The 24,973-nt window shown below is 67.9% G+C and carries 21 protein-coding genes and 1 other RNA gene; 14 read left to right on the top strand and 8 right to left on the bottom strand.

Annotated features, from left to right (window positions below; translation table 11 throughout):
- Positions 1 to 378: 378 nt before the first annotated feature.
- The 5 genes from AC1DVA_RS02875 (at position 379) to AC1DVA_RS02855 (ending at position 7,027) form a co-directional block, all read left to right on the top strand.
- Positions 379 to 1,392 carry an ArsR/SmtB family transcription factor gene (locus tag AC1DVA_RS02875; RefSeq protein ID WP_265054197.1) on the top strand — a complete coding sequence of 338 codons (1,014 nt, stop codon included), beginning with the start codon at positions 379 to 381 and terminating at the stop codon, positions 1,390 to 1,392.
- Positions 1,392 to 2,303 (top strand): methylenetetrahydrofolate reductase [NAD(P)H], encoded by a 912-nt coding sequence (gene metF / locus AC1DVA_RS02870; RefSeq protein WP_265054196.1) that lies wholly within the window; start codon positions 1,392 to 1,394, stop codon positions 2,301 to 2,303. Before AC1DVA_RS02875 ends, metF begins: the two co-directional genes overlap by 1 nt.
- Positions 2,304 to 2,307: 4 nt before the next feature.
- Positions 2,308 to 6,060, top strand: a complete 3,753-nt coding sequence (gene metH / locus AC1DVA_RS02865) for a methionine synthase (RefSeq protein ID WP_476804890.1) — start codon at positions 2,308 to 2,310, stop codon at positions 6,058 to 6,060.
- A gap of 229 nt (positions 6,061 to 6,289) precedes the next feature.
- Complete coding sequence (locus tag AC1DVA_RS02860) at positions 6,290 to 6,592, top strand: alkylphosphonate utilization protein (protein WP_265054194.1); 303 nt, start codon at positions 6,290 to 6,292, stop codon at positions 6,590 to 6,592.
- A gap of 18 nt (positions 6,593 to 6,610) precedes the next feature.
- Positions 6,611 to 7,027, top strand: a complete 417-nt coding sequence (locus AC1DVA_RS02855) for a GNAT family N-acetyltransferase (RefSeq protein ID WP_265054193.1) — start codon at positions 6,611 to 6,613, stop codon at positions 7,025 to 7,027.
- A gap of 230 nt (positions 7,028 to 7,257) precedes the next feature.
- On the opposite strand, the gene AC1DVA_RS02850 is transcribed toward AC1DVA_RS02855, so the two are convergent.
- The 6 genes from AC1DVA_RS02850 to AC1DVA_RS02825 form a co-directional block, all read right to left on the bottom strand.
- Positions 7,258 to 8,199: a sensor domain-containing diguanylate cyclase gene (locus AC1DVA_RS02850; RefSeq protein WP_476804889.1), complete on the bottom strand. Its 942-nt coding sequence runs from the start codon at positions 8,197 to 8,199 to the stop codon at positions 7,258 to 7,260.
- Between the two features lie 83 nt (positions 8,200 to 8,282).
- On the bottom strand, positions 8,283 to 9,515 hold the full coding sequence (locus AC1DVA_RS02845; protein ID WP_265054191.1) for an ABC transporter permease: 1,233 nt from the start codon (positions 9,513 to 9,515) through the stop codon (positions 8,283 to 8,285).
- A complete protein-coding gene (locus AC1DVA_RS02840) occupies positions 9,512 to 10,270 on the bottom strand; it encodes an ABC transporter ATP-binding protein (RefSeq protein ID WP_265054190.1) in 759 nt (252 codons plus the stop codon). Before AC1DVA_RS02840 ends, AC1DVA_RS02845 begins: the two co-directional genes overlap by 4 nt.
- Before the next feature lie 124 nt (positions 10,271 to 10,394).
- Positions 10,395 to 12,056, bottom strand: a complete 1,662-nt coding sequence (locus AC1DVA_RS02835; RefSeq protein WP_265054189.1) for an efflux RND transporter periplasmic adaptor subunit — start codon at positions 12,054 to 12,056, stop codon at positions 10,395 to 10,397.
- A 104-nt stretch (positions 12,057 to 12,160) separates the two neighbouring features.
- Entirely contained in the window at positions 12,161 to 12,979 is an 819-nt protein-coding gene (locus tag AC1DVA_RS02830; protein WP_265054188.1) for an N-acetylmuramoyl-L-alanine amidase, read from the bottom strand.
- A 10-nt stretch (positions 12,980 to 12,989) separates the two neighbouring features.
- Positions 12,990 to 13,739: a TerB family tellurite resistance protein gene (locus AC1DVA_RS02825; RefSeq protein ID WP_265054187.1), complete on the bottom strand. Its 750-nt coding sequence runs from the start codon at positions 13,737 to 13,739 to the stop codon at positions 12,990 to 12,992.
- A gap of 426 nt (positions 13,740 to 14,165) precedes the next feature.
- Here AC1DVA_RS02825 and AC1DVA_RS02820 point away from each other — a divergent pair, with 426 nt between their 5' ends.
- Positions 14,166 to 14,768 carry a lytic transglycosylase domain-containing protein gene (locus tag AC1DVA_RS02820; protein WP_265054186.1) on the top strand — a complete coding sequence of 201 codons (603 nt, stop codon included), beginning with the start codon at positions 14,166 to 14,168 and terminating at the stop codon, positions 14,766 to 14,768.
- 57 nt (positions 14,769 to 14,825) lie between these two features.
- An RNA gene (gene rnpB, locus AC1DVA_RS02815) (RNase P RNA component class A) lies at positions 14,826 to 15,247 on the top strand.
- A gap of 228 nt (positions 15,248 to 15,475) precedes the next feature.
- Here rnpB and AC1DVA_RS02810 read toward each other — a convergent pair.
- Entirely contained in the window at positions 15,476 to 16,426 is a 951-nt protein-coding gene (locus AC1DVA_RS02810; protein WP_265054185.1) for an MBL fold metallo-hydrolase, read from the bottom strand.
- Between the two features lie 122 nt (positions 16,427 to 16,548).
- Positions 16,549 to 16,974 (bottom strand): organic hydroperoxide resistance protein, encoded by a 426-nt coding sequence (locus tag AC1DVA_RS02805; RefSeq protein WP_476804888.1) that lies wholly within the window; start codon positions 16,972 to 16,974, stop codon positions 16,549 to 16,551.
- Between the two features lie 306 nt (positions 16,975 to 17,280).
- Here AC1DVA_RS02805 and AC1DVA_RS02800 point away from each other — a divergent pair, with 306 nt between their 5' ends.
- From AC1DVA_RS02800 to AC1DVA_RS02770, 7 genes are all read left to right on the top strand, one after another.
- The gene (locus AC1DVA_RS02800; RefSeq protein ID WP_265054183.1) at positions 17,281 to 17,745 is read left to right on the top strand and encodes a MarR family winged helix-turn-helix transcriptional regulator; all 465 of its coding nucleotides are present in this window, start codon (positions 17,281 to 17,283) and stop codon (positions 17,743 to 17,745) included.
- 437 nt (positions 17,746 to 18,182) lie between these two features.
- On the top strand, positions 18,183 to 18,656 hold the full coding sequence (locus AC1DVA_RS02795) for a division/cell wall cluster transcriptional repressor MraZ (protein WP_265054182.1): 474 nt from the start codon (positions 18,183 to 18,185) through the stop codon (positions 18,654 to 18,656).
- 29 nt (positions 18,657 to 18,685) lie between these two features.
- Complete coding sequence (rsmH, locus tag AC1DVA_RS02790; protein ID WP_476804899.1) at positions 18,686 to 19,693, top strand: 16S rRNA (cytosine(1402)-N(4))-methyltransferase RsmH; 1,008 nt, start codon at positions 18,686 to 18,688, stop codon at positions 19,691 to 19,693.
- Between the two features lie 2 nt (positions 19,694 to 19,695).
- Positions 19,696 to 20,082, top strand: coding sequence for a cell division protein FtsL (gene ftsL / locus AC1DVA_RS02785; RefSeq protein WP_265054181.1), 387 nt, complete (start codon positions 19,696 to 19,698; stop codon positions 20,080 to 20,082).
- Positions 20,079 to 21,857: a peptidoglycan D,D-transpeptidase FtsI family protein gene (locus AC1DVA_RS02780; RefSeq protein ID WP_442865002.1), complete on the top strand. Its 1,779-nt coding sequence runs from the start codon at positions 20,079 to 20,081 to the stop codon at positions 21,855 to 21,857. The genes ftsL and AC1DVA_RS02780 overlap by 4 nt, the downstream gene beginning before the upstream one ends.
- A 173-nt stretch (positions 21,858 to 22,030) precedes the next feature.
- Positions 22,031 to 23,491, top strand: a complete 1,461-nt coding sequence (locus tag AC1DVA_RS02775) for a UDP-N-acetylmuramoyl-L-alanyl-D-glutamate--2,6-diaminopimelate ligase (protein ID WP_265054180.1) — start codon at positions 22,031 to 22,033, stop codon at positions 23,489 to 23,491.
- Positions 23,491 to 24,915, top strand: coding sequence for a UDP-N-acetylmuramoylalanyl-D-glutamyl-2,6-diaminopimelate--D-alanyl-D-alanine ligase (locus AC1DVA_RS02770; RefSeq protein ID WP_265054179.1), 1,425 nt, complete (start codon positions 23,491 to 23,493; stop codon positions 24,913 to 24,915). The genes AC1DVA_RS02775 and AC1DVA_RS02770 overlap by 1 nt, the downstream gene beginning before the upstream one ends.
- The last annotated feature ends 58 nt before the right edge of the window (positions 24,916 to 24,973 follow it).

Below are 24,973 nucleotides of genomic sequence, written 5' to 3'. Positions count from 1 at the left end.
GTCCGGGACGCGAAGCCCGCAATCCCATCCGGCCCACGATGCCTCGCGAAGCCCCTCGGTCGGATAGGACGCGCGCAGGATAGGCATGGGTTCGCGGGGCGGGGATAAGTTTGGGCTCAGCGGCGCCGCCGGGCCGAGGCGTCATGCTCGGGCTTGACCCGAGCATCTCATGCTTCAGGAGTTTCCTGCGCCCTTTCTGATCGAGATGCTCGGGTCAAGCCCGAGCATGACGTGGCAACGGCCCTGATGCCGTATTTTGCGGCGGTAGGCCCCATTCGCTCCGTCCTGTTTTCCGCACGATAATCCGCTTGCACGAACAGTCCTTTTGACATAAAGATATCTTTATATCTTTTTCTCGAGCCGAGGGAGTGCGAACGCGTGCGGCAGCCGACGGCATTGTCCTCCGATGTGCTTCTCGCCGGCTTGCGGGCCGCGGGCGAGGAGACCCGCCTGCGCATTCTCGCGCTGCTGTCCGAGGGCGAGCTCTCGGTTTCGGACCTGACCGATATCCTCGGCCAATCGCAGCCGCGCATCTCGCGCCATCTCAAGCTTCTGGCCGAGGCCGGGCTGGTCCGGCGCTCGCGCGAGGGGGCCTGGGCCTTCTTCCGGCTCGACGAGACAGGGCCGGGCGGCGCCTTCGCCGCTTCGCTCGCCGCATGGCTCGATCTGAGTGACCCGGTGCTCGCCGCCGATCGCGAGCGGCTCGCCGCCGTGCGGACGACGCGGGCGGAGGCGGCGCAGAGCTATTTCGCCAGCGTCGCGCGCGACTGGGACCGGCTGCGCAGCCTGCATGTGCCGGACCATGCCGTGGAGGCGGCCGTCGAGGAGGCGGTCGGCGAGGGCACACCCGGCGCCATGCTCGATCTCGGCACCGGCACCGGCCGGATGCTGGAGCGGATCGCGCCGAAGTTCGGCCGCGCCGTAGGCGTCGACGCCAACCATGCGATGCTGGCGGTGGCGCGCGCCAATCTGGAGCAGGCTGGGCTTTCGCGCGTCGAGCTCAGGCAGTGCGACATCTACGCGCTGCCCTTCGCGCGCGGCTCCTTCGACCTCGTCGTCATCCATCAAGTGCTGCACTTCCTCGACGATCCCGCACGCGCCGTGCGCGAGGCGGCGGCGATGCTGGCGCCGGGCGGGCGATTGATCGTCGTCGATTTCGCCCCGCACGACATGGAATTCCTGCGGACCGAGCATGCGCATCGCCGGCTCGGCTTCTCGCGCGTGCAGATCGCGGGCTGGTTCGCCGAGGCAGGCCTCGCCTGCGACCTTTCCCGCGAAGTCACCCTGGCCGATGGCGGCTCCGGCCAGCTTCCGGTCATGCTCTGGCGCGGACGCGACCGGCGCGTCCAGGCCGATCCCCCGGTTCGTACGATCGATTTCGAGGTTGCGTGATGAACGCCTTTCGCCCCAGCCGTCACGGCACACGCCGCCCCCGGGTCTCCTTCGAGTTCTTCCCGCCCAAGACGGCGGAGATGGAAGTCGCGCTGTGGGAATCGGTGCGCCGGCTCGAGCCGCTCGCTCCGGGCTTCGTCTCGGTGACCTACGGCGCCGGTGGGTCCACCCGTGAGCGCACCCACGCCACCGTCAAGCGCATGGTCGAGGAGACCGGGCTGAAGCCGGCCGCGCATCTGACCTGCGTCTCCGCTTCGCGGGCGGAAGTGGACGATGTCATCCGCTCCTATTGGGATGCCGGGGTGCGCCATGTCGTGGCGCTGCGCGGCGACCCGGCCGGCGGCCTCGGCACGACCTACGAGCCGCATCCGGAGGGCTATGACCAGACCTCTGATCTCGTCGCGGGCCTGAAGCGCATCGGCGATTTCGAGGTCACGGTCTCCGCCTATCCGGAGAAGCATCCGGAGGCGGCCTCGCTCGATGCCGATATCGACGCGCTGAAGAAGAAGGTCGATGCCGGCGCGACGCGGGCTATCACCCAGTTCTTCTTCGATAACGACGTCTATTTCCGCTATCTCGACAAGGTCCGCGCGAAGGGCATCGAGATCCCGATCCTGCCCGGCATCGTTCCCGTTCAGAATTTCAAGCAGACGGCGAATTTCGCCCGCAAGACCGGCGCCAGCGTGCCGCAATGGCTGGCCGATCGCTTCGAGGGGCTGGAAGACGATGCCGCGACGCGCCGGCTGGTGGCCGCCGCCGTCTGCGCCGAACAGGTGCTCGACCTGATCGACCGAGGCGTCGGCGACCTGCATTTCTACACGATGAACAAGGCCGACCTCGTCTATGCCATCTGCCATCTCGTCGGCTTGAAGCCCGAGAAGCCGGCGGCGCAGGCGGTGGCGGCGGAGTAAGCCTATGACTGACTTCAAGGCAGCCCCGGTCGATGGGGCCGAGATCGATCGCTCGCTGCGCGAGGCCGCACGGCAGCGCATCCTCGTGCTCGACGGCGCGATGGGCACGCAGATCCAGGATCTGAAGCTCACCGAGGCGGATTTCCGCGGCGAGCGCTTCAAGGGCTGGAACCACGACCTCAAGGGCAACAACGACCTGATCGCCCTGACGCTGCCGGACGCGCTGCGCGACATCCACCTCGCCTATTTCCGGGCGGGCGCCGACATCGTCGAGACCAACACCTTCTCCGGCACCTCGATCGCCCAGGCCGATTACGGCATGGAGGCGCTGGTCTACGAGCTGAACGTCGAATGCGCGCGCATCGCCCGCGAGGCGGCGGCGATCGCCCAGACCGAGGACGGGCGCCGCCGCTTCGTCGCCGGCGCCATCGGCCCGACCAACCGCACGCTTTCGATCTCGCCGGACGTGAACAATCCCGGCTTCCGTGCCGTGACCTTCGACCAGGTGCGCGACGCCTATGCCGAGCAGGTGAGGGGCCTGATCGACGGCGGCTCCGAGCTGCTGCTGATCGAGACGATCTTCGACACGCTGAATGCCAAGGCCGCGATCGTGGCGATCGAGGAGGTCTATCGCGAGCGGGGCATCCGCCTGCCGGTGATGATCTCCGGGACGATCACCGATCTCTCCGGCCGCACCCTTTCGGGCCAGACGGTCGAGGCCTTCTGGAACGCGGTGCGCCATGCCGCGCCGCTGACCGTGGGCCTCAATTGCGCGCTGGGCGCACGCGAGATGCGCGCGCATATCAAGGACATGTCGCGCGTCGCCGACACGCTGGTCTGCGCCTATCCCAATGCCGGCCTGCCCAACGAGTTCGGCCTCTATGACGAGCGCCCGGAAGCGACGGCGACGATGCTCGCCGAATTCGCCGATGCGGGCTTCGTCAACGTCGTCGGCGGCTGCTGCGGCACCACCCCGGACCATATCCGCGCCATCGCCGAGGCCGTCGCCGGCAAGGCGCCGCGCCAGATGCCGGAGGTGAAGCCCTATCTCAGGCTCGCGGGGCTGGAGCCCTTCACGCTCGACGAGACCATCCCCTTCGTCAACATCGGCGAGCGCACCAACGTCACCGGTTCCGCCAAGTTCAGGAAGCTCGTCACGGCCGGCGACTATGCGGCTGCGCTCGACGTGGCGCGCGAGCAGGTCGGCAACGGCGCGCAGGTCATCGACATCAACATGGATGAGGGCCTGCTCGATTCCGAGAAGGCGATGACCGAGTTCTGCAACCTCGTCGCCTCGGAGCCGGATATCAGCCGCGTTCCGATCATGGTCGATTCCTCGAAGTTCCATGTCATCGAGGCGGGCCTCAAGACGATTCAGGGCAAGCCGATCGTCAACTCGATCTCGATGAAGGAGGGCGAGGCGGCCTTCCTCGAACATGCCCGCATCTGCCGCAACTACGGCGCGGCCGTCGTCGTCATGGCCTTCGACGAGAAGGGCCAGGCCGACACCTATGCCCGCAAGATCGAGATCTGCACGCGCGCCTACAAGCTCCTGACCGAGGAGATCGGCTTCCCGCCCGAGGACATCATCTTCGACCCGAACATCTTCGCGGTGGCGACCGGCATCGAGGAGCACGACAATTACGGCAACGATTTCATCGAGGCCACGAAGACGATCCGCGAGACCCTGCCGCACGCCCATATCTCGGGCGGCGTCTCGAACCTGTCCTTCTCGTTCCGCGGCAACGAGAAGGTCCGCGAGGCCATGCATTCGGTATTCTTGTACCACTGCATCAAGGTCGGCATGGATATGGGCATCGTCAATGCGGGCCAGCTCGGCTCCTATGACGATCTCGACCCCGAGCTGCGCGAGCTCTGCGAGGACGTGGTCCTCAACCGCCGCAAGGATTCGACCGAGCGGCTGCTGGAGGCTGCACCGCGCTTCAAGGGCGACGGCTCGGTCGCGGCTTCGGGCAAGGACCTCGCTTGGCGCGAGCTGCCGGTCGAGAAGCGGCTGGAGCATGCGCTGGTCGCCGGCATCACCGAATTCATCGATGTCGACACCGAAGAGGCACGGCTGAAGGCCGACAAGCCGCTGCACGTCATCGAAGGTCCGCTGATGGCCGGCATGAACGTGGTCGGCGACCTGTTCGGCGCGGGCAAGATGTTCCTGCCGCAGGTGGTGAAGTCCGCCCGCGTGATGAAGCAGGCCGTCGCCTATCTCATGCCCTATATGGAGGAGGAGAAGCGCCTGAATGGCGGCTCCGAGCGCTCGGCAGCCGGCAAGGTGCTGATGGCGACGGTGAAGGGCGATGTCCACGACATCGGCAAGAACATCGTCGGCGTCGTGCTCCAGTGCAACAATTACGAGGTCATCGACCTCGGCGTGATGGTGCCGACCCAGAAGATCCTCGACACCGCCCGCAAGGAAAACGTCGACATCATCGGGCTGTCCGGCCTGATCACCCCCTCGCTCGACGAGATGGTGACCGTCGCCTCCGAGATGGAGCGCGAGGGCTTCGACATTCCGCTGCTGATCGGCGGGGCGACGACGAGCCGGGTCCATACGGCGGTGAAGATCCACCCGGCCTATGAGAAGGGCCAGACGGTCTATGTCACCGACGCCTCGCGCGCGGTCGGCGTGGTGTCGAGCCTGCTCTCGCAGGACCAGAAGCCGGCCTATGTCGACGGCATCAAGGCGGAATATGCCAAGGTCGCTGCCGCGCATCGCCGCTCGGAGGCCGACAAGCAGCGCCTGCCATTGGCGAAGGCGCGCGCCAACGCCTTCAAGCCGGACTGGAGCAACTACACGCCGCCGAAGCCGAGCTTCCTCGGCACGCGCGTCTTCCGCACCTACGACATCGCCGACCTCGTGCCGGTGATCGACTGGACGCCGTTCTTCCAGACCTGGGAGCTGAAGGGCCGCTACCCCGCGATCCTGGAGGACGAGAAGCAGGGCGAGGCGGCGCGCGCGCTCTGGGAGGATGCGCAGGCGATGCTGAAGCGCGTCGTCGAGGAGCGCTGGTTCAACCCCAAGGCGGTCGTCGGCTTCTGGCCGGCCAATGCCGTCGGCGACGACATCCGCCTCTATACCGGCGAGAGCCGGCAGGACACGCTCGCGACCTTCCACGGCCTGCGCCAGCAGCTCTCCAAGCGCGACGGCAAGCCGAATATGTGCATCTCCGACTTCGTCGCGCCGGAAGGCGTGGCACCGGACTATATCGGCGCTTTCGTCGTGACCTCCGGTGCGGAGGAAGAGCGCATCTCCGAGAAGTTCGCGCGGGACAACGACGATTACCGCTCGATCATGGTCAAGGCGCTGGCCGACCGCTTCGCGGAAGCGTTCGCCGAGCGGATGCACCAGCTCGTGCGCAAGGAGTTCTGGGGCTATGCGCCCGACGAGTCCTTCTCCAACGAGGATCTGATCCGCGAGGAGTATCAGGGCATCCGCCCCGCGCCCGGCTATCCCGCGCAGCCCGACCATACCGAGAAGGCGACGCTGTTCGAGCTGCTGCAGGCGGAGCGGCGCGTCGGCGTCAAGCTGACCGAGAGCTACGCGATGTGGCCGGGCTCCTCGGTCTCGGGCCTCTATCTCTCGCATCCCGACGCCTATTATTTCGGCGTGGCCAAGGTCGAGCGCGACCAGGTCGAGGATTATGCCGAGCGCAAGGGCATGAGCATCGAGCAGGTGGAGCGCTGGCTGGCGCCGATCCTCAACTACGACACCGCCGCCTATCGGCTACAGGCGGCGGAGTAGCGGTCGGATTACGCTCGCGGTCATTCCGGGGCATGGCAACGCCATGAGCCCGGAACCCAGAACCGATGTCGTGCTTCGTGAAGGCGCTAATAGCTCCGTGCCCAAATTCCCGAGCGCATCGGTTCTGGGTTCCGGGCTCGGCCCTGCGGGCCGCCCCGGAATGACGGAGAGGTTCCGTTTCGGCGCGGCGGGCGCTAAGGCCACCCTCACGACTTTCAGGGAGTGCGGCATGGCCGATGACGATTACGTTTACGACGAGGCGACGGGCGAATGGCGTCCGGCCTCCGAGGTGGCAGCGGCCGCCGCTGCTGCCGGGCATGTCGAGGTGCGCGATGCCGCCGGCAATGTGCTGGCCGATGGCGATGCCGTCGTCCTGGTCAAGGACCTCAAGGTCAAGGGTGCGGGCCAGACGTTGAAGCAGGGCACGGTGATCCGCTCGATCCGGCTGACCGAGAATCCCGAAGAGATCGACTGCCGCCACGACTCGATCAAGGGTCTGGTGCTGCGCACCGAATTCGTGCGCAAGCGCTGAGCGGCGGGGCGACCCTCAATGATCCGCAAAGCGACCCTTGCCGATAACGCGCGCATCCACGCCATCCGCATGGGCGTGCACGAGAACGTCCTGAGCGATCCGAGGCTGGTCACGCCCGAGGAGGTCGACTGGTATCGCGAGCACGCCATCTTCCTGGTGGCGGAGGAGGCCGGCGAGGTCGTGGCCTTCACCTGCGCCAACCATCAGACCGGGCTGGTCTGGGCGCTGTTCGTCGATCCGGCCCATGAGGGGCGCGGCCATGGCCAAGCCCTGCTCGATGCGGCGCTGGCCGGGCTCGTGGCGGCCGGCCACGCACAGGCCTGGCTGACGACGGGATCGGACACGCGGGCCGAACGCTTCTATTGCCACCATGGCTGGCGCGACATGGGCCGGGGACAGGACGGATCGATCATCTTCATCAAGGCGCTGGTCTAGGGCCCTGCTGATTTGATACGGAACCGCGCCGTCATTCCGGGGCGGGCCCGCAGGCCCGAGCCCGGAACCCATGAACACGACAGCTCATCCAAAAGCGCGCCGATCCGACGGGTCTTCTCGTTTGACCCCGCGTTCATGGTTCCGGGCTCTTCGCTGACGCGAAGCCCCGGAATGACGCCGTGGTTCCGTCAAAATCCAGCAAGCTCTCAGGAAGCGGGCCAGGCGGTGCTCTAGGCGAAGCTGGCCTTGAGGCGCGAGGCTGCGACCGGGCCGTCGAAAACGCGGACGCAGTTTCCGCCCGCCATGCCGGCGACATGGAGCGCCGCCTCGGCCTCGGCGAAGACCTCTTGCGGCTCGCGATGGCCGCCCGGCAGCAGCAGGGCGGCGCCGATCGACACGGTGAAGTCCACCACGAGCGCGCCGTGCGAGATCGGGCGGCAGAGCAGGCGGCGCGTGCCGTCGAGCACGGTGCTCAGATAGTGCCGGTCGCCCGGCATCCGCAGCAGCAGCGCGAATGTGCCCGGACAGACCGGCTCGACCGCCAGGGCATCGGGGAAAAACCGCTTCAGCCGTTCGATCACGCAATGCTGCAGGGCGTCGCCGGCCGCCTTGCCATAGTTTTCGAGGACGCCCCGGAAGCCATCGATCTCGAAGACGGCGACAGCGAGGCGCTCGATGTCCCGTCCGCGCTCGTAGCGGAACTGGCGCAGCAGATCGGTCAGGCCGCGATGGGCTTGCAGGCCGACCGGGGCTTCCGTACGCGCCAGCGCCGCGACCTCGGCCCACAGCCCCTTCTCGGCCGTGACGTCCTGCTTCGAGCCGAAAATGCGGATCGGCCGGCCGTGCTGATGGCCGACGCCGACCACGAGTCGCATCCAGCGCTTCTCGCCCGCCGCGGACCTGATCCGGCAATCGAGCGCGAAGCCCTGGCCGGTGCTGATGGCCGTGCTGCGCAGCTGGTTCATCTCGCGACGCGAGCGATCCTCATAAAGATCGAGCGTCGCGCTGCGGTAGATCGCGGAATCGCGCTTCAGGCCGAAAAGATCATAGACACCATCGGTCCAGCTCAGCGTCTCGTTGGCGAGATTGCATTCCCAAGCGCCGATGGCGGCCGACGCGACGGCGCGGTCGTAGAGGGGCCGTGCCGCTGCCACGAGTTGATGGCTGTTCAAGGTGCCGCTCCTGCCTGCCGATAGGGCAACCCTACGGGCGGTCCGTTAAGGGACCTTTGCGCCCTTGCGCGGAAGGCGGCGATTCATTCGCGCCGCAGCGCCTCGATCGGATCGAGCTTCGCGGCGCGCCTGGCCGGATAGAAGCCGAAGAAGACGCCGATCAGCCCGGAGACGCCGACCGCGATCAGGATCGTCTGGATCGAGATCACCGAGGGCCAGCCGGCGATATGGGCGATGCCCAACGCCGCTGCGATGCCGAGCGCTACGCCGGCCGCGCCGCCGATCGTCGCCAGCGTCGTCGCCTCGATCAGGAACTGGGTCAGGATCGCACTCTGGCGGGCGCCGACCGCGAGCCTGAGCCCGATCTCGCGGGTGCGCTCGGTCACCGAGACCAGCATGATGTTCATGATGCCGATGCCGCCGACCAGCAACGAAACGGCGGCAACCGCCGCGAGCAGCCAGGACAGCGTCGTCGCCGCCGCGGTCGCGGTGTTGGCGATCTCGGTGAGGTTGCGGACGATGAAATCGTCCTCCTGATCCTCCGTCAGGCGGTGGCGCTGGCGCAGCAGGGCGGTGACCTCGGCGATGCCGGGGTTGATCGCCTCTTCATTGGCGAACTTCACCATGATGCTCTGCACCGAGCGGTCGCGCGCATAGTTGCGGCCGACGATGCGGCGCCGGCCGGTGTCGAGCGGCACGAAGATGACGTCGTCCTGGTCCTGCCCCAGCGCCGACTGGCCCTTGGATGCCATCACGCCGATGACCTTGAAGGGCACGTTGCGGATGCGGAACTGCTGGTCGAGCGGGTTCTCCTCGCCGAAGAGATTGCGCGCCACGGTCTGGCCGATGACGGCGACGATCTCGCCCTTGCGCAGCTCCTCGGGCTCGAACAGCCGGCCTTCGGCGATGTCCCATTCGCGGGCGGCGAAGAAGTCGAGATCGGTCGCGGTGATCTGGGTCGACCAGTTGGTGCCGGCATAGACCGCCTGGGCGCGGGTGAAGATGACCGGGGCGGCAGCGGTGACGTCCTCGACCTCCTTCAGGATCGCGGCGGCATCCTCGTCGGTGAGGGTCGACGAGGCGCCGGCGCCGAGCCTGACGCCGCCCTGCGTGACGTTGCCGGACTGGATGATGGCGAGGTTGGCGCCGAGCGACTTGATCTGGCCGGTGACGCGCTCGCGGGCGCCTGAGCCGATCGCGACCATGGCGATGACGGCGGCGACGCCGATGATGATGCCGAGCATTGTCAGGGCCGAGCGCAGAGCATTGGCGCCGATGGCGGACAGGGCGGAACGGATCGCTTCGACGAGGCTCATGCCGCGACCTCCGGCAAAGCTTCCTCCGGCAAGCCGGCATCGAGCGCTGCGAGAGCGCTGCGCGCATCGGCGGGCTCCTGCCTGATATCGCTGAGCAGGTGCCCGTCGCGGAAGCGGATCAGGCGGCGCGCATGGCGGGCGACCTCGCCGTCATGGGTGACGAGCACGACGGTGACGCCCTCGCGGTTCAGATCCTGGAACAGGGCGAGAATTTCGAGCGCGGTGCGGCTGTCGAGGGCGCCGGTCGGCTCGTCCGCGAGCAACAGGCGCGGCTGGTTGACGAGGGCGCGCGCGATGGCGACACGCTGCTGCTGGCCGCCGGAGAGCTGCATCGGGCGGTGATGCGCGCGCTCCGCCAGGCCGACACGGTCCAGCGCAGCGAGCGCGCGCCGGCGCCGCTCGGCACGAGGCACGCCGGCATAGACCATCGGCAGTTCGACATTGGCGCAGGCGTCGATGCGCGGCAGCAGATTGAACTGCTGGAAGACGAAGCCGAGCTTGCGGTTGCGTAGCTCCGCGAGCCCATCGCTCGACAGGGTCTCGACCGCGACGCCGTCGAGTACGTAGTGCCCGCCACTCGGCCGGTCGAGGCAGCCGATCAGGTTCATGAAGGTCGATTTGCCCGAGCCGGAAGGTCCCATCACCGCGACGAGGTCGCCGGCCTCGATCGCGAGCGAGACCCGGTCCAGCGCCGTGACGCGGCCGGAATCGAGATCGTAGACGCGGGAGAGATCGCGGGTTTCGATCAGGGGCATGGTCGTGCCTCCGCGCGAAAGTGCTCGTCATGCTCGGGCTTGACCCGAGCATCTCTTCGACGAGATTCTCGGGTCGAGGCTGTGCCTCGCCCGAGAATGACGGCTCTCGTCATCATGTCCCGCATCAGAACAGCCGCGGCCCGCGGGCGCGGGAAACCGGCGGTTCCGGCGCCGTCGTCAGGCGCGGGCCGCCGCCGACCACGATCTGGGTGCCGTCCTTGATGTCGCCGCCGAGGAGCTCGGTGAAGGCGCTGTCGGTCGGGCCGAGCATCACCGGCACCGGCTTGGGCTGGCCGGCCTCGTCGAGGACATAGACGCGGCCGGGAATGCCCTGGCGCTGCGCGGCGCGGCCGCCCTCCTGCATCAGGGCCTCGAACTTCACGCGACGTTCGGGATCGAGGGCGGCGGCAATCCTGGCGACGATTTCCGCCCGCGCGGCGCGGAAGGATGCGCGCCGCTCCTCCGGCGAGAGGCCCGCCATCGCCTCGCGGTTGCCGCGGCGTTCCCTGAGGATCTCGGCGATCGCCTGCTTCTGCTCGGCGGTGGGCTGCAGTTCGGTCTCGATCCGCTCGCGCAAGGCGGTGCCGGCGCGGGGGCCGCGCTCGTTCGCCGGCCCCTCGGAGGCGGCGTCTGCCGTGGCGGCCGGAAGCGGCGCGGCGGCGCCGGCCGGGCGGAAGCGCAGGGCGGCGTTGGGCACGCGCAGCGCATCGGCCCGGTCCTCGGTGACGACTTGCAGATTGGCGGTCATGCCGGGTAGCAGCGCCATGTCGCGGTTCTCGACGCGGACGACGCCGGTATAGGTCACGACGTTCTGGATGGTCTGCGCGCCGAGCCTGACCATCTCGACGCGGCCCTGGAAGGTGCGGTTGGGATAGGCGTTGACGCTGAAGGAGACTGGCTGGCCGGGCTTCAGCCGGCCGACATCGGCCTCGTCGACATTGGCGTAGATGTCGATGACGCGCAGGTCCTGCGCGATCTGGAACAGGGTGGGCGAGGAGAGCGAGGCCGCGACCGTCTGGCCGAGATCGACCTGGCGCTGGACCACGACGCCGTCCACCGGCGAGCGGATATCGGTGCGCTCCAGGTCGATCAGGATGTCCTTGAGCTTGGCCTCGCGGCTGCCGATCATCGCCTGGCCGGACTGAACCTGCCCCTCCGCGAGCTGGATGTCGGCATCGAGCCCCTTGAGCTCGGCGCGGGCCGAAGTGAGCTGGGCCTCGTTCGAGGCGAGGCTCGCGGTCTGGATCTCGACCTGCGTCCGCGCGGTGTCGAGGTTCTGCTGCGAGCCGGTGCTGCGGTTGAACAGCTCGTTCTGGCGCTCGAAGGTGCGCTTGGCGTCGGTGAGCTGCGCGGTGGTGCGGTCGCGCTGGGCCTCGAGGTCGCGGATTACCGAGTCGGCCTTTGTGCGGGCGGTGCGGGCGCGATCCAGCTGGGCGCGCTTGACCAGGAGATCGGCCCTGGCCTGTTCAAGATCGGCCTGGGCGGCGTCGCGCCGCGTCTTGATCTGGTCGCTGTTGAGGCGGGCGACGATCTGGCCGGCCCTCACCTGCGAATTGTAGTCGGCGAGGATCTCGACGATCTGGCCGGAGAGCTGCGAGCCGACGAGGACGGTGGTGACCGGGGTCAGCGTGCCGGTGGCGCGCACCGCCGCCGTGATCCGCCCGCGATCGAGCGCCGCGGTGCGATAGGCCGGCTCATTGGCGTTGCCGCCGGCAGGGCGCAGCGCCCAGTAGCCGCCGGCCGCAGCGAGGATCACCAGTCCCGTTCCGATCAGCCATCTGCGCAAGGTCGCGTCCCCACCCTATGCGCATGCGCGCAATTGGACGGAGCTTGCCAGAAACCGGGCCGGCAGGCGAGTTAACTTCCTGCAATCTTTGGGTTAGCCCGCGTTCAGGCGGTGCGGGCTGCTTGCGTCGCGGCGAGCAGGTCCCGCAGCGTCGTGATCGTCGAGGAATCTGCGACGCCGTCGACCTTTTCGGGCCGCCAATGGCGCTGGAAGGCGGCGACGACAGCCTCCGTCTTCTCGTCGAAGACACCGTCCACGCCGATGCCATAGCCGAGCATGGCGAACATCGCCTGCAGCGCCTCGACCGGCTGGCCGCTCTCGCCGCGGGCGAAGAAGCGCCCGCCCCGGATCGACGCCGGCTCGTTCCAGAGGCCGACGCCGCCCTCGGCGAAGCGGCGCCAGGGGAATTTTTCGCCCGGATCGATCTTGCGGCCCGGCGCGATGTCGGAATGGGCGAGGACGCGCTCGGGCGGGATCGACCAGCGCTCGCAGATATCGCGGCAGAGGTTCAGCGTCGCGGCGAGCTGCTCTTCCGGGTAGTCCGGCAGGCCGCCGGGGTGGCCGGGATTGGCGATCTCGATGCCGATCGAGCAGGAGTTGATGTCGGTCTCGCCGGCCCAGTGCGAGGCGCCGGCATGCCAGGCACGCCGGCCCTCCGGCACGAGCTGGAGCGTGTGGCCGTTCTCGAAGACGAAATAATGGGACGAGACCTGCGAGACGGGGTTGCAGAGCCATTGCAGCGCTTCGCCCGCGATGGGCATGCCGGTGTAGTGCAGGATCAGCATGTCCGGCCGGCGACCGGGAAGGGCATCGGAATCCTTGCCGTCGCGGCCTTTGCGCTCGCCATGGTTGGGCGAGGGAAAGACCTTGGCGGCGAAGCGGCTGTCGGGGGTGGCCGCGTCGGGTTTGGCGGTGTCGTTCATGCGTGCGGGCTCAGGCGGGTTCGGGCGAGAGGTTGCGGCTCATGCCGCGCTCTTTCTGGATCGCGTCCCAGGCGGCGTTGATGGCCGAGAGGCGCCGGGTCGCGATCGCGACCGCCTCCTGGGGCAGGCCACGGGCGATCTCCCGGTCGGGATGCGTCTCGACGACGAGGCGGCGGTAATGCCGCTTCAGCTCGGCGTCATCCATCTCGCGGCTGGCGCCGAGGACGAGATAGGGATCATCCGGGCGGCGTGCGTGACGGGCCTCGATCCGCGCGAAATCGCCGTCCGCGATGCCAAAGATGCCGGCGACCGACTGGAGATAGGCGTGCTCGGCCTCATGGATCGCGCCATCGGCGGCGGCGATCAGGAAAAGCCCGTCGAGCACGTCCTCCAGCAGGGCGGGCTCGTCCTTGAAGGCGGCGGCGATCTGCGCGGCATAGGCCTCGAAGCCGGCGCTGGTCTGCTTGGCGAGATCGAACAGGTGTTCGATGCGCTGCTGCTGCTCGGGCGGCACCTCGATGATGCGGCGGAAGGCGGTGATCTCGTCGCAGGTCACGACGCCGTCCGAGCGCGCCATCTTGGCGGCGAGCGCGACGAGCCCCGTCGTGAAGACGAGTTCCCGCGGCGCCGGGCCGAAGGGCGCGCCCTCGCGATCGACCAGCACATGGCCGGCCACTGCGCCGAGCAGCGCGCCGAGGGGGCCGCCGAGCACGAGCCCGAGCCCGCCGCCGCCGAGCGCGCCCCAGAAGGAGGAAGCCATGAACGCAATGATCCCAGTGAATCCGAGGGCGGATGATGTGGGGAGCGACGGCGCCGATGCAAGGGGCAGGGCTGCGACGGCCTGCCGCGCCAATAATGCGCCCCGAGCCGGAAATGAGGCTGGAATGCGGCCGGCCGGGCTCGTGCTTGATTCGTTTTTGAGCAGGGAACCCGGCCAAGTTTTACGAGGCGACAATTACATATCAATACTTAACAGTCGAATATAGAATAAATTCCTGTTGACGCATTTATTGGAGGTTTTTGCTTGAGTCGTGACAGATTATCGACACATTGAACCATCAATTGACCACCCCCATTGGCCAGTCATGGCGTAATATGGGTTCAGTTCAACATGCGGTATGTCTGTGGCGGCCTAGCGGCTGCGTGCCTGATTAGCCTCTCCGGGATCGCTTCGGCGGAGGAATTCGTGAACGCGGAAACGGACGCCAGAGCCTTTATCGTTCGCGAAGCGGAGATCGCCCGCGAGAAGGCCGGTGAGACGAAGGGCGAGCCGACTGAGGCGACCGCGACCAAGGCGAACACCAAAGCCGGGCGCAAGGCCGCACGGGCCGCCAAGGCCGATGCGGCGAGCGTCGCCCATGCCGAGCCGGAGAAGGGCGAGGCCCGTCCCAGCCGCGCGCTGGCAGCTCCGGCCGGTGCCGAAGGCATCAAGGCGATCATCGCGCGCCATGCGGCGGCCAACGGCGTGCCGTTCTCGCTCGCCGATGCGGTGGTGCGGGTCGAGAGCCGCTACAATCCGCGCGCCGCGCATGCCGGCAATTTCGGCCTGATGCAGATCCGCCACCAGACGGCGCGCGGCATGGGCTATACCGGCAGCGCGGGCGGCCTGCTCGATGCCGAGACCAATGCGCGCTACGGCATGATGTATCTGGCGCAGGCCTACAAGCTTGCCGGTGGCGACACCTGCCGGACCGTCATGAAGTACCAGAGCGGCCATATGACCAGCCGGATGAGCGGCGCCAATCGCACCTACTGCGCCAAGGTCCGCACGATCACGGCGCGCAACTGAGGCTTCGCGCCGGCCCGCGCTTGACGTGGGCCGCGCCAGCGCGCATCTCCCCCCTCGCCAGTCGGCTGGACGGCCGCTCCCGCAAGAGCTCAGGTTCTTTCGGGGGAGGAAAGTCCGGGCTCCACGGAAACACGGTGCCGGATAACGTCCGGCGGGGGCGACCCCAGGGAAAGCGCCACAGAGATCGAACCGCCTCGTGCCCGTTGGCTTCGGCCTTCTTGCGCGGGGTAAGGGTGAAAAGGTGCGGTAAGAGCGCACCGCGGACCCGGCAACGGGGACGGCATGGCAAGCCCCACCGGGAGCAAAACCGAATAGGGACGATGCTGCCCGCGCAAGCGGGGAGGGGCAGGTTTCTGTGCCCTGTCGTCCGGGTTGGTTGCTCGAGGTGCGCAGCGATGTGCATCCCAGAGGAATGGCCGTCACGTCGGGGGAGCGATCCTCCGGCCATCCAGAACCCGGCTTACAGGCCGACTGGCACCTTCAGAAATGCGAAAGGGCCGGGAGCGATCCCGGCCCTTCGTTTGTTTCCGGCTTGAGCGTGCTCATTTTTCTCCGAACCACGCCGTCATCCCGGGCTTGCCCCGGGATCCATCGAAGGGTGCCGGAGCTCTACGATGGTTCCCGGATCGGCGCCGCTTCGCGGCTTGTCCGGGATGACGCAGCGGTTCCGTGCAAAATCAGCATGCTCCAGCAAGCGGCTCGCTGGTTCAGAGCGTGTAGCTCCATTCGGCGGGCACGAAGCGGAAGGCGTTGCCGCTCTTCTTCACCGTGCCGAAGCCGGGGAAGGGCATGTGCGAACCGCTGAACGCGATGCCGTCCGCCGCGATGATGTCGAGCACGCGCCGGCGCGAGGCCGCGGCCTGGGCGCCGTCGGCATCGAAGACGAAGGTGATCTCCGGGCGCGCCGTCTGGATCGCGGCGTTGTGCACGCAATCGGCCACCAGCAGGATCTGCTCCCTGCCCGAGGACAGCCGCAGGATGCTGTGACCCGGCGTATGGCCCGGCGCATCTTCCAAGGTCAGTCCCGGCGCGATCTCGCCGGCCTTCACCTTGCGGGTGCGGGCGGCGTAGGGCGCGAGCGAGTTGCGGGCGGACTCGAAGAACGGCTTCGCCTCGGCCGGGACGCGGCTCAGGATGCCGTCATCGTGCCAGAAGGCATATTCGGTTTCGTGGATGACGACCTCCGCATTGGGGAAGCGGGCGGTCTTCTGCGCGGTGATCAGCCCCTCGGCGTGGTCGGGATGGGCGTGGGTGAGGATGACGGCGTCGATCTGGGCCGGCTCGATGCCGGCGGCGCGCAGATTGGCCTCGGCCCGGCCCATGGTGTCGCCAAGGCCGGTCCAGGCGCCGCCGCCGGTATCGACGAGGTAGGTCCTGTCCTTCGTGTTGACGACGAAGGCGTTGACCGAGGTCGGCAGTGCCTCGGTCAGGCCGGCCTCAGCGACGAGGCGCGGCACGTCGCCGGGGTCTCCGCCCGTGAAGGATTTGGCCCCGAGCGGCACATAGCCGTCGAGGATGGCGGTGATCTCGATGTCGCCGAGCATGCGGCGATAGATGCCGGGCACCTGCGCGGCCGTCTGCGGGGCGCGGGCGAGGGCGGGCAGGGTGGGGAGGAGCGCGGCTGCCGTTCCGGCAAGCCATTGGCGACGGTTCAACATGATGTTTTCCAGAGGCTAGAGGGCGAGGCTTCCGGAAACGACGCCCGCGCCAATCGCGCGGGGCTTGATCGTCTCGCGGCCGGGGCGAACCCGGCCGCGGAAACAAGATGGGTCGCCGGAACTCAGGCCGCAACCTGAAGGTCGACGTCGATGTTGCCCTTCGTCGCGTGCGAGTAGGGGCAGACCACATGGGCCTTCTGGACGAGGTCCTCGACCACGGCCTTGTCGACGCCGGGCACGGAGATTGTCAGCTTCACGGCGATGCCGAAGCCCTGGCCGTCGTCGCGCGGGCCGATGCCGACATCGGCCGAGACCTTCGCCTCGTCGGGGATCTTCACCTTCTCCTTGCCGGCGACGAATTTCAGCGCGCCGAGAAAGCAGGCGGAATAGCCAATCGAGAAGAGCTGCTCGGGATTCGTGCCTTCGCCGCCGCCGCCACCAAGTTCCTTCGGGGTGTTCAGGACGAGCTTGACGTTGCCGGTGTCAGTCGCGGCCTGGCCTTCGCGGCCGCCGGTGGCGGAACCATGAGCGGTGTAGAGGATTTTCATGGGAGGGCTCCTTCTCTGTGGGGTCAACCAATGCCTGCTATTTAGATTGTGAACAATTAGATTGTCAACAATTAATTTGTGACTCGCTGCGCTTTCATGTAAACGCTGGTCATCCCGGACGCAGCGAAGCGCAGATCCGGGATCCAGGCCTGAACCTTGAGCGGACGCGCTCCGGCATGAGTCCCGGGTCAAGCCCGGGATGACGGCGTGATTCCGTGCAGAATCGACAGCTCCGGGAAATGAAGCGGGCGGTTGATTAGGAGGCCGCTTTCAGGTTGCGTGGGAATGACGGTGCAAGAGGGCGCGATGGCACAGCGGGATGAAGCCAGGGACGGCATGTCGCGGCTGGAGCAGCAGCTCTGCTTCGCGATCTATCAGGCCGGCCACGCCTTCAACCGGGCGTATCGCCCGATCCTGGCCGAGCTTGGGCTGACCTATCCGCAATATCTCGTGATGCTGGTGCTGTGGGAGCAGGACGGGCTTACGGTCAAGGAGCTCGGCGAGAAGCTGATGCTCGATTCCGGCACGTTGACCCCGCTGCTGAAGCGCCTTGAAGGCGCCGGGATCATCCGGCGCGAGCGCGACGCCCGCGACGAGCGCCAGGTCCGTATCCGCCTCGCCGAAAAAGGCGAGGGGATGCGCGTGCAGGGGCGCTGCGTGCAGGACGCGATCGGCAAGGCGCTGGGCGGGACGGCTCAGGACGCCGCAAGGCTGCGCGACCAGCTCGATCTCGTCCGCGATGCGTTGCTGACGGCGTCCAAGGACGGCTGAGCGTTCCGAGACCCGGCACTCTCGCGACGCAGAAGCTCCGGCATCTCGTATTGCCGGAGATGCTCGGGGCAGGCCCCGGCATGACGCGCCGCGGCGCCTGATATTTTTTCTCCGTCCATTTGTCGTCCGCTGCGGCCTCGCCCGCATCGGCACAAGGCGGATTCCACATGGTTTACGGATACTTAACCTTAACGAGCTGTGATGGCGGAGAGTCCTTGCAGGTGCGGTTCCGTGCCTGCGATTCCATTGACGCCCATAATGGCCCATGCTATCCCAAATCATCCCGTCGAAGCCGGCAGGCAATCCAAGGGTCAGGCTCCGTGTGCCGCGCGGATTTTGGCTTGCAGGCGTGCTTTGCCCGCTTCGACGGAGGGATTTTTCGCCGCCCGCCTCGGTGCGCCGCGGCGTCGTGAAGAGCAGGCCGGGAGGCGGCGTTGATGGACCGCTTCGTCTCGAACTTCACCAATCGCCTCGACGCCAAGGGGCGCGTTTCCATTCCTTCGAGCTTTCGGGCCGTCCTGGCCAAGGACGGGTACGAGGGGCTCTATGTCCATCAGGCGCTCGATCTGCCGGCGCTGGATGCCGGCGGCAACGCGCTGCGGGCGACGATCGACGACATCCTCGCGCGCTTCTCGCCGTTCTCGGACGAGTGGGAGCTGCTCTCGACGGCGCTCAACGGCACCTCGGAGGTGCTGAAGGTCGATACGGAGGGGCGGATGGTGCTGAGCGAGGCGCTCAGGGCGCATGCCGGCATCGGCGATACCGTGACCTTCGTCGGGCACGGGCACAAATTCCAGATCTGGGAGCCGGAACGGTTCCGCGCGCATCTCGATGCGGCGCGGACGCGGCTTCGCGACGTCAAGCGCACCCTGGGTGGCTTGGGGGTTCCAGCCGGAGGCGCGGGCACATGACGGATCATGGCGACCGTTCCGGTGCGGCCATTAGCGGACCGGTTCGTCATGTGCCCGTGCTGCTGGGCGAGGTGCTGGAGGCGCTCGCCCTGCAGCCCGGCGGGCGCTATCTCGACGGCACCTTCGGCGCTGGCGGCTATACTAAAGCGATCCTCGACGCGGCGCCGGAGGCGACGCTGCTCGGGCTCGACCGCGACCCGAGCGCAATCGCCGGCGGGGCGGACCTCGTCGCGGCGATGGCCGGGCGATTGACGCTGTCGCAGGCCTGCTTCGGCGAGCTGGCCGAGGAGGCCGAGCGCTTCGGGATGACGCCGCTCGACGGCGTCGTGCTCGATATCGGCGTCTCCTCGATGCAGATCGACCAGGCCGAGCGCGGCTTCTCGTTCCGCTTCGACGGCCCGCTCGACATGCGCATGAGCGGAGCAGGGCAGAGCGCCTCGGACATCGTCAACGAGGCCGAGGAGGGGCTCCTCGCCAACATCTTCTATCACTATGGCGAGGAGCGCCGCTCCCGCGCCGTGGCCCGCGCCGTGATCGAGGCGCGCCGCAGGGCGCCGCTGGCGACGACAAAGCAGCTCGCCGACCTCGTCGCCGGGATCGTGCGGGGCGAGCCGGGCGGGGCCCATCCGGCGACGCGCGTGTTCCAGGCGCTGCGCATCGCGGTCAATGACGAACTCGGCGAGCTGGTGCGGGCGCTGCATGCGGCGGAAGCCGTGCTGAAGCCCGGCGGGCGGCTGGTCGTCGTGACCTTCCATTCGCTGGAGGACCGCATCGTCAAGCAGTTCTTCGCCGAGCGCTCGGGCCGCGTGCCGTCCGGCTCGCGCCATGCGCCGGCCGTGGCCTCCGAACAGCCGACCTTCCGGCTGATCAGCAAGGGCGCCGTCGCGCCTTCCGAAGCCGAGATGCGGGCCAATCCGCGGGCGCGCTCGGCCAAGCTGCGCGCCGCAGAGCGCAATGAGGCGCCGGCGCGCCGGGCCGATGCCGGGCTCGTCGCGCTCTCCACCGTTCCCGACCCGCAGCCGCGCCGGAGACCCTGAGCGTGATCAAGCTCCTGCATGTCATCGCCATCGGCGCGCTGGTCTCCTCGGCGGTCTATGCCTACTCGATCAAATACGAAACGACGCTGGCGGCCGAGCATCTCCAGAAGCTCAAGGGCAAGACCCAGCGCGAGCGCGACGCGATCCAGGTGCTCAAGGCCGAGTGGCAGTTCCTCAACCGCCCCGACCGCGTCCAGGCGCTGGCCGAGCGGCATCTCGATCTCCAGCCCTTCGTCGTGACGCAGGTGGTCAAGCCCTCCGACATCCCCAATCGCGGCCCGAAGGTCGACACCATCGGCCGCAAGCTCGCGGATCTCGGGCTCGGCATGCCGACCGAGACGCCGAAGAACGCCAAGTCGAGCGCGACGACGCCGAGACCGATGCCATGACCGAGCCGACACCGAACGGGGCGCCGATGGAGCAGCAGGGCGAGGCGGCCGAGACCATCACCAAGCGCGCGCGCTTGGCCTGGCTGCGCGACGTCTTCCGCATGAGCGGGGAGAAGAGCCAGCCGCGCGTCGGCCTCGTCATCCTCGGCTTTTCCGCCCTGTTCATTGCGATCACCGGCAGGCTCGTCATGCTTGGGGCGCTGCCGAACGAGCAGGTCGGCCTGCGCCGCGCGACCTCCACCGCCATTTCCGCCGCGCGGCCCGACATCGTCGACCGCAACGGCGAGGTGATGGCCACGGACATCCGCACGGTCTCGGTCTTCGCCGAGCCGCGCAAGATCCTCGACAAGGACGAGGCGACCGAGCTTCTCACCGCCGTGCTGCCGGACCTCGACGCCAAGGATCTGCGCGACAAGCTCAACACCAAGAAGGGCTTCGTCTGGGTCAAGCGCGAGATCACGCCGCGCCAGCAGGCCGAGGTTCACCGGCTCGGCATCCCCGGCGTCGGCTTCGTGCCCGAGAACAAGCGCGTCTATCCCAACGGCACCGCCGCCGCCCATGTGCTCGGCTTCGCCAATATCGACAATGTCGGCATCGCCGGCATGGAGAAATACATCGACTCGCAGGGGCTGCAGGACCTCAACGGCGCCGGGCTCGCGACGGAAGCCTCGGACCTCAAGCCGGTCCAGCTCTCGATCGATCTGCGCGTGCAGCATCTGCTGCGCGACGAGCTCTTCAAGGGCATGGAGCGCTTCAAGGCCATCGCGGCGGCCGGCGCGATCATCGACGTGACCACGGGCGAGGTGATCGCGCTCGCCTCGCTGCCGGATTTCGACCCGAACAACCCGGTCGACGCGCTGGAGAAGGACCGCATCAACCGGATGAGTGTCGGCGTCTACGAGATGGGCTCGACCTTCAAGGCGCTGACCATCGCGATGGCGCTCGATTCCGGCAAGGCCAACATCAATTCGAGCTATTCGACCGCCGGCGGGATGATGCGGTTCGGCCGCCAGGTCATCAAGGAATACCACGGCACCGGCCGCACGCTGACGGTGCCCGAGGTCTTCCTGCACTCGTCGAACATGGGCTCGATCAAGATGGCGCTCGCCGTCGGCGTCGAGGGCCACAAGGCCTTCCTGCGGAAGATGATGCAGCTCGACCGGATGACGACGGAGCTGCCGGAAAGCGCAGCCCCGATCGTTCCACAGCGCTGGGGCGAGATCAACACCGCGACCATCGCCTTCGGCCACGGGCTCGCGGTGGCGCCGCTGCAGGCGCTCTCCGCCGTCGCCGCGCTGGTCAATGGCGGCTATCTGATGAAGCCGACCTTCCTGAAGCGCTCCGAGGAGGATGCGCGCAAGGTGGCGACCCGCGTGATCAAGCCGGAGACCTCCGAGGCGATGCGCTTCATCATGCGGCTCAACGGCGAGAAGGGCTCGGCCCGCAAGGCCGACATCCCCGGCTACTTCGTCGGCGGCAAGACCGGCACGGCCGAGAAGGTCATCAACGGCCGCTACGCCAAGAACAAGAACTTCACGACCTTTACGGCGATCGCACCCTCCGACAAGCCGAAATACCTCTTCCTCGCGATCTATGACGAGCCGAAGGGCTATGCCGAGAGCGGCGGCTATTCGACCGCGGCCTGGAATGCCGGCGTGACCACCGGCAGGGTGATCGAGCGCGCGGCACCGATCCTCGGGCTTAACCCGCGCTTCGACCCGCCGCCGTCGCCCTTCCCGCTGATGGCGAAGCTGGGGGCCTGGGGTTCGCGGTGACATCTTGACGGCGCCGCTGTCGCGCCGTCATTCCGGGGCAGGCCGCAGGCCTGAGCCCGGAACCCAGAAACACAGGACGATCAGGATCAGCCGGTGCGCTTCGACATACCAGGGTATCGGTTCTGGGTTCCGGGCTCTTCGCTTGCGCGAAGCCCCGGAATGACGGAGGTCGCATGAGCTCGATATCCGGATACAGCCTCGGAGACCTCTTCCCCGAGACCTTCGAGGCCGAGGCTGCCAGCCAGCAGGTGCATGGCGTCGCCTTCGACAGCCGCAAGGTGACGGGGGACGACGTCTTCGTCGCGCTCGCCGGCGCGAAGGCGGACGGCGCGCGCTTCATCATGGATGCGGTGGGGCATGGCGCCGTCGCGATCGTCTCGGGCGGACCGCGCCCGGCGGACCTGCCGGCCGGCGTCGCCTTCGCGCAGGTCGACGACCCCCGGCTCGCGCTGGCTCTGGCCGCTGCCAAGGTCCATCCGCGCCAGCCGGAAACGATCGTGGCGGTGACCGGCACCAGCGGCAAATCCTCGGTCGCGGACTTCACGCGGCAGATCTTCCAGGCGCTCGGCCATGAGGCGGCGAGCGTCGGCACCATCGGCGTGGTGACGCGCAAGGGCGCCGATTACGGCTCTCTGACGACGCCCGATCCGCTCTCGCTGCACGCCTCGCTCGACAAGCTGGCGGGCGAGGGCATCACGCATCTCGCCATGGAGGCGTCCTCGCACGGCCTCGACCAGCGCCGGCTCGACGGCGTCAGGCTGAAGGCGGGCGCCTTCCTCAATCTCGGGCGCGACCATCTCGATTATCACCCCAGCGTCGAGGATTACCTCGCCGCCAAGCTGCGGCTCTGGACGCTGCTGCCGGCCGGCGCGCCGGTCGTGATCAACCGCGACGAGCCCTATGCGGAAGAGGCGGCGCAGGCCGCCGAGGCAGCGGGGCATCCGGTGCTCGGCATCGGCCGCAAGGGTGAGACGCTGACACTGCTCGCCAATGAGCGCGAGGGCTTCTCGCAGCGCCTGACGGTCGGCTTCGACGGGCAGAAACTCTCCGTCGCCCTGCCGCTGGTCGGCGATTTCATGGCCGGCAATGCGCTGGTCGCCGCCGGGCTTGCCATCGCGACCGGTGCGGACAAGGCGGCGGCGCTGCAGGTGATGGCCGGGCTCACCGGGGTCGCCGGGCGGCTCGAACGCGTCGGCGAGGCGAATGGCGGGCTCGTCGTGGTCGATTATGCCCACAAGCCCGATGCGCTCGCAGCCGTGCTCACGACCCTGCGCCCCTATGCGACCGGGCGGCTGATCTGCGTCTTCGGCTGCGGCGGCGACCGCGACAAGGGCAAGCGGCCGCTGATGGGCGCGATCGCGGCGGAAAAAGCCGATATCGCCATCGTCACCGACGACAATCCGCGCAGCGAGGACCCGGCGACCATCCGGGCCGAGATCATGGCCGCCTCGCCAGAGCTTTCCGAGATCGGCGACCGCGAGGAGGCGATCCGCGCCGCCGTGAAGATGCTCAAGCCTGGGGATTTGCTGGTCGTGGCCGGAAAAGGCCATGAAAGCGGCCAGATCATAGGCGACCGCACGCTGCCCTTCTCCGATCACGACGTGGTCCGGAAAGCGCTATCGGAGATCAAGTGATGAGCGCCCCGCTCTGGACCGGTGAGAAGCTGATCGCGGCGCTGGGCGCGCGACCCGAAGGCGCCGTGCCGCCTGTCGTGACCGGCGCCTCGATCGACACCCGGACGCTCGTGCCGGGCGATGTCTTCTTCGCCATCAAGGGTGAGGCCCGCGACGGGCATGACTTCGTCAAGGGCGCGCTCGACAAGGGCGCGGCGCTCGCCGTCATCGACGAGGAGCACGCGGCGGAGTTCGCCGGGGCCGGCGCGCTCGCCATCGTGCCCGACGTGCTGAAGGCGATGGAGCAGGCCGGCACCGCGCGCCGGGCCGAACTCAAGGCCGGCATCGTCGCCGTCACTGGCTCGGTCGGCAAGACCGGCACCAAGGAGGCGCTGCGCCTCGTGCTCTCGCGGCAGGGCAAGACCCATGCGCCGGTCGCCTCCTACAACAACCATTGGGGCGTGCCTCTCACGCTCTGCCGCACGCCTGCCGATATCGCCTATGGCGTCTACGAGATCGGGATGAACAGCCCCGGCGAGATCGTCCCGCTGGCGCGGATGGTGCGCCCGCAGGTCGCGATCATCACCACGATCCAGCCGGTGCATCTCGCCGCCTTCGCTTCGCTGGAGGGGATCGCCGAGGAGAAGGCCGGCGTCTTCTGGGAACTTGAAAAAGGCGGCACGGCCATCGTCAACGCCGACATCCCGCAATCGGAGCTGCTGCGCGATATCGCCAAGTCCGGGCCGGCCGGGCGGATCATCACCTTCGGCGAAAGCCCGGATGCCGATGTCCGGCTGATCTCCTGCGCGCTCAAGCCGGACCTGTCCGTGGTCGAGGCCCGCGTCTTCGGCGAGCCCGTCACCTATCGCCTCGGCAGCCCGGGCAAGCATATCGTGCTGAACTCGCTCGGCGTGCTCGCCGTCGTCCATGCGCTCGGTGCCGATCTCGCGCTGGCCGCGCTCGCGCTCGGCGACCTCAGGCCGCCGGCCGGGCGCGGGGCGCGGCAGATCCTGCAGGCGCGGGGCGGCGCGATCACGCTGCTCGACGAGAGCTACAACGGCAACCCCGCCTCGATGCGCGCCGCGATCGAGAATCTCGGTCGCTTGCCGGTGGAAGGGCGCGGCCGGCGCATCGCCGTGCTCGGCGACATGCTGGAGCTCGGACCGAGCGGCGGCGACCTCCATCGCGGTCTCGCCGAGCCTCTCGTGGCTAACACGATCGACCAGGTCTTCGCCTGTGGCCCGCTGATGAAAGGGCTCTATGAGAGCTTGCCTTCCGCCATGCGGGGGGCTTATGCCCCCGGGGCGAGCGAACTGGAGCCGCTCGTGCTCGATGCGATCCGCGCCGGCGATGTCGTCACGGTCAAGGGTTCGCTCGGCTCGCGCATGGGGCCGATCGTCAAGGCGATCCTCGCGCGCTTCCCCGCCATGCCTGCCGAAGACTGACCCTGAGAGCGGGATGCGAGAAAGTGGAAGCTGGTTTTTCGCACCAATCCCACTCTCA

The sequence above is a fragment of the Allobosea sp. P4_C6 genome (genome assembly GCF_056402015.1).
This window is presented reverse-complemented; position numbering and strand designations above follow the sequence as displayed.